Below are 6,221 nucleotides of genomic sequence, written 5' to 3'. Positions count from 1 at the left end.
AAGTTATTTTACAAGCTATTTACTTTGAATACGACAAATCTAACATCACGGCTCAAGGTGCAGAAGAGTTAGATAAATTGGTAAGAGTAATGAACGAACATCCAAACATGGTTATCGATGCGAAATCGCATACGGATAGTCGTGGATCAGATAACTATAACTTAAGATTATCGGACAGAAGAGCAAAATCTACGGTTCAATACATCATTTCAAAAGGAATTGCTAAAAACAGAATTACAGGAAGCGGAATGGGAGAAACGCAACCAAAAGTTTCTTGTACAGAATGTACGGAAGAAGAACACGCTCAAAACAGACGTAGTGAGTTCTTGATTATTAAAAAATAGTCACTTACAAATAAATAAAAAGGGTAGCTTATTTTTTAAGCTACCCTTTTTTGCTAATACTGTTTTTTTGAAAAGTATTAGTCATTTTGATAATGAACTTTAATAATATTATAGAAGTACAATTAAATATGGTCAACTTGTCTAATGCGGCGTATATTGTCAGATTACAATCGGTTGATGGAATCACTGAATTGAAAGTTTACAAAAGCTAATTGTATTTAAATTTATTTAAAAGCCTCTCAGGAATGAGAGACTTTTTCTTTTACGGCAGTATATCGATTTATATGTGTATTTTATCGGTTTTTTACGCTATTTTGTTAAAAAAAGACTACTTTGCTAGGCTTTTTAAAATTTTTTAACAAAACTTAAAAATCAATCATTATTAATTAATCTACTCTACATCTTATGGTGAATTATTACAATTCTAAAGAAGTTGAAAGAAATTTCAACTCAAATTTTGAGGGAAATATAAAAGATGGCTTTATGTCGACTTTTACTTCATTATTTGAAAATTTTAAGTGTATGGCATTAATTATGTTTATGATGTTGACTACTGGTCAGCTATCCTGGGCACAATCTACTGCTAATTACGCTTTCACAACTAACGCAACTAGTTCATTAGCACTTGATGCTAGTGGAAATGCTGTTGACATGTCATCTGGTACAACTCAATTAGTTGGCCCAGGACTTGATGCAGCTGCTTCGGCAGTAACCAACATCGGGTTTAATTTTGTATTCATGGGTAGCAACTTCACACAATACTCAGTAAATGAAGATGGTCAACTAAAACTAGGTTCAATTGTTGTAGGAACAAATTCATATGGTCTTACAGGTGGTACAGCCACAGCACCTCTACTTTCTGCAAGTAACGCAGATTTTAGAACAGGTACTACAACAGGAAAGATTCATTATAAACTTGTTGGTACAGCTCCAAATAGAACTTTAGTAGTTGAATTTAAAAATATACAGGTATTTTATACAAGTCCTGCAGCTGCTGGAAATTCAACATGGCAGATACGTCTGTATGAAACTTCAGGAATTATAGAATATGTTTACGGAACAGTTAATGCAACGGATGTTTCAACTACTGCTGCTAATAGAGCTCCAACAATTGGTTTTTATACTGGAGCGGCAAATAATTTATTTGCTTCTGTTTTATATGCAACTCAAACAGTATCTACAACTACACCATATACGGTTAATCCAATTGTAGGCGCAACTGGTGATTTAACAGGGCTTTCTTCTGCCGCAGATGGTTCTAGAAGGATGTTTCGTTTTACTCCGCCTAATAGCACCCCTGCAGACCCTACAACTCTAACTTTTACTGCAGTTGGGGCTTCTACGATTACTCCTAATTGGGTTGATAATAGTACGGATGAATCATTGTTTATTGTAACACGTGCTACTGACCCTGCATTTACGCTAAATGTAGTGACAACAAACGTAAATTCTACTTCACGATTAACTACAGGAACACCATATAGTGTCGCTCAAAACGGATTGACACCTTCTACTCTTTACTATTTTAAAATTCAGTCTGCTACAGAAGCATCTTTACCAAGTACTGGTATTACAGGTTCTCAAGCAACTACTCCACCGCTAACTTATTATTGGGTAGGAACAACAGGAGGTAACTGGAATACACCTGCAAACTGGAATACAGCAGCAGATAATACAGGAACAGCAAGAACTATTGTTTCAACTTCAGATATACTTGTTGTAGATGGAGACGGAACAATTCCAGGTGGTTCAACAACTATTAACGTTGATTTAGCAAGTTTTACTATTGGACAATTAACTGTAAATAGTAATACGAATTTAACATTACAGTCAAGTAGTACAACAACACGAACAATTACTGTTAGTGGATGGACTGGCGATGATTTTGTTATTGAAGCCGGAAGTACATTAAATTTAACCCATGCAGCTAATGCTGTTGCGATTGCCTTTTCTGGTACAGGAAATACAGGTTTGTTAGCAGGAACATTAAATATTGGTGGAGGTTCTGGAAATACTTTTAATTCAACTGGAGGTACTAGTACTTTAGTAACAGTAGCTGCTACAGGTATAATTAATAATTCATTTGCTGGGAATACAGGGGTAACAGGTTCAGTAGCTTCATTATCATTTTTAGATGGAAGTGCTTTTAATGTTTCTGGACAAACAACCGGAGCGCCAAATGTTCCATTAGCAACTTGGGCTACTAACTCAACTTTAACAATTAGTGGTTTAACAACTTCTACAAATGCACCTACAAATAATAATCAATCATTTGGTAACATTACATATAATTGTCCTGCATCAAATGCAACTTGGAATATGTTCGGAGCTGTAACTACTTCTATTGTAAAAGGAAACCTTACGATAGTTGCAACTGGAACTGGACAATTTAGAACAGTGAGTACTGGGACATTAACTATTAATGGAAATGTTATCATTAATTCTGGTGCGTCTTTAAGTGGACATACAACCGGTACTACAATTGTTAATGGAAATACTACAATTAATTCAGGAGGTACTTTAAAACTTGATACAGCTGGAATTTACAGACAACAAGGAAGTATACTTACAAATAATGGAACTATTGTTGGAACAGGTTCAGCAACAGTCAACTCTTTAGTTTTTGTTTCGTTTACAGATATTCCAATCACTTTTACTGGTTCAGGTACTGTGACACCAGCAATCAATACAATTTCTGTTCAAACACTTGGTGGATTAACAATTTCTCATACAAACCAAATACCAGTTTTAAGAGCTAATTTGTTTTATGGGAATGTTACCGGAAGTAATAAATTAACTTTTGGAACAGGTGCTGCATTAGCTAGTGCTGTTCAAGTTGGTTCTGCGGGTAATCTAAACCCAGCAGGTATATTACTTTCTCAACCAACTTGGAATTTAGGGACTGGTACATTAAGTTTAATTTATCAACAAGGATCGTTACCATATACAACAAGTTTTGAAGTCCCGCCTTCAAGAACAGTTAATAATATTACATTAAGTAATACTAACGGATTAACTCTTGCTGGTGGACCACTTGAAGTTTCTGGAACACTTACTTTAACAGCAGGAAATTTCACAACGAGTACAGCTAATTTACTTTCGTTAGGAACTGCAGCAGCAGCAGGAACATTAGCTGGAGGTTCTACAGCGTCTTATATTAATGGTCCTTTTGCAAGAACTATTGCTTCAGCTAATGCAAATACAAATTATATTTTATTCCCTGTTGGTAAAGCTGCTTATGCACCTATATCTTTAGCTCCAGCAACTACAGCTATTTCTGTAATGAAAGCGGAAGCATTTGATAGTAACTCGGGAACAGCAAATCCTTCAATTACCTCACTTGCAGCTAATAGAAGATGGGAGGCTCCTTTAGTTTCAGGAACAATTACTAATATAAACGTGAGATTAGGTGATGCTGCTTTAATTGCAACTAATATTCCTGTGCAAGCTCCTACAGCAGCAGGAGAGTACACAAGCTCATTTGGTAGTACTGCAACTTTTGCAGCGGGAACTCCAAATACAATTCAATCTAATACAGCAGCTTTAAGTGCTGGCTATACTGGATTTTTATCTTATGCAGTTTCAAACGCATGTGTTGGAACTCCAACGCCAGGAGCAACAACTGCAACTTCAACAACATTATGTTTTGGAGGAAGTACAACTTTAGGAATTACTTCTAATCCAGCAGGTTCAGGAGTTACCTATCAATGGCAAAGTTCTACAGATGGTGTAAGTTATTCAGATGTTGTTGGGGCTATAGCTTCAACTTATGTTGCTTCTCCGACAGTAATTACCTACTATCAATGTATTGTAACATGTAGTGCTGTTCCTTCTTCAGGAACTTCAACTCCTATTCAAATTACATTTACAAACAATGTAACTGGTACAACACCAGCAACAAGATGTGGAACAGGAACCGTAACCTTAGGTGCTACTCCAAATTCTGGTGCTACAATCAACTGGTATGCAAATGCTTCAGGAGGTACTTCTTTAGCCTCAGGAACATCTTTTGTTACACCTTCAATTACGACTACTACTACATACTTTGCGGAGTCGTCAACTCCAACATCTGGGAATGCAACAATTGGAACTGCTACCACTTTAACAGGTGCAACTACTCAGCCAACTGCTTTTTGTAACAGATGGCCAAATTATTGGAGTCAAACTATTTATACTGCAGCAGAGTTAACAGCGGCTGGATTATTACCAGGGAATATTACCGATATGTCTTATAATATTTCTACTTTAGGTGACGGTGCAACTAATGCTAACTTTACTGTTAAAATTGGAACAGTAGCCGGGACTTCATTTGGTACCAATGCATTTTTGTCAACTACTGCTTTTACTACAGTTTATGGACCTTCTACTTACACACACACAGCAAGTGGATTACAAACGATTACGTTTACAACTCCATTTGTATGGGATGGTGTGTCTAATATAGTAGTAAACGTTACTCATGATGGCGCAGATTCAATAAATAATTCTCAAACTTATTATACAGCTACTACTGATAATAAAGTATTATGGGTAAATAGTTATACAGGTTCTACAACAACAGGAACAACATCTTTAAATAGATTAAATATAGTTTTTGCTGGTCAAGTACCTTGTGCATCTCCAAGAGTTGCTGTAAATGCAACTGTAACATCTGCACCAACATTTACTTTAAGCACTGCTTCAACTAGCATTTGTGCTGGTGAAACGTCTAGTGTTGTTACAATAACTGCTGGTTCGGCAGATTATGATACTTATGTTTGGTCACCATTAACGGGTGTTAGTGGAAATGCTATCACTGGCTGGACTTTTAATCCCGCTGCTTCAACATCTTACACATTAACTGTGTCTCAATCAGGGGGAGCATTATGTTCTTTAAGTGCTACAGTTAATGTAACAGTTAATCCAAAACCTAGTGCAATAACAATTACTCCTTCAACGGCTTCAACTTGTGTTAATTCTATTCAATCTTTAGTTGCAACTGGTGGAACTGTTGGTTCTTCAGGTTCTACGCCAATTGGAACAGCAACTACCTTAACAACTGATAATGGTATTGAACCAACAGCATTTAATAATAGATATGAACATTATTGGATGCAAATGGTATTTACAGCGGCAGAGTTAAATGCTGCAGGAATACAGGCGGGTAATATCAGTGGGGTTAAATTTAATATTACCACAATCGGTTCTGCTCCTAATGTTTCTGATTTCAGGGTTTTTATGGGTAATACAGCATTGAGTACTTTAACAGGATTTATTTCTGCAGGCTTATCTGAGGTTTATGCTACGCCTACATATACTCAAGCAATTGGTGTAAATAGTATTGTATTTAATACACCTTATGTTTGGGATGGAACATCAAATATTATTGTTGATATTAGAAGTACAGGTATTGATTCATCATTAAATTCAAGTACTTATTATACAGCTACTGCTGATAATAAAACGGTTTCAGCAGTTACATCAACAACTTTTCCTAATTCAAATGCTTATGTTGCTTCAAACCCAGCTGGTACTTTGAGTTTGAAAAGATTAAATACAACATTTGATTGGAATAGCTCAGTACCTACAACTCTTACATGGTCACCTGTAACAGATTTATATACAGATGCGGCTGCTACAGTTGCATATGTTGGAGGAACAAACGCCTCTACAGTATATGTTAAATCAGCTACCGCAGCTACAACAACTTATACAGCTACTGCAAATGTTACAGCTACTGGATGTCAAGAAACTGCTACTGTAGATGTTACGGTAAACCCTAACACTAATAATGTAACTACAACATCAGCTTGTGGTGGTTATCATTGGGCTGTAAATAATACGGATTACACTTCAAGTGGAACTTATACATATGTTACAGGTTGTCATACAGAAACA

General features: G+C 36.1%; 2 protein-coding genes. Both read left to right on the top strand.

Translation table 11 applies throughout. The features are described from left to right. The coding region (locus tag BMX42_RS14395; RefSeq protein WP_143055666.1) for an OmpA family protein at positions 1-344 on the top strand (344 nt) is incomplete at its 5' end. Positions 345-866: 522 nt separating this feature from the next. Further along, positions 867-6,221 (top strand): beta strand repeat-containing protein (locus BMX42_RS14390; RefSeq protein WP_143055665.1); only part of this gene is annotated, 5,355 nt, incomplete at its 3' end.

This window comes from Flavobacterium terrigena (genome assembly GCF_900108955.1).
In the GTDB taxonomy this organism is placed as follows: domain Bacteria; phylum Bacteroidota; class Bacteroidia; order Flavobacteriales; family Flavobacteriaceae; genus Flavobacterium; species Flavobacterium terrigena.
The sequence above is the reverse complement of the archived record's forward strand: the minus strand, read 5'-3'. Positions and strand labels throughout refer to the sequence as shown.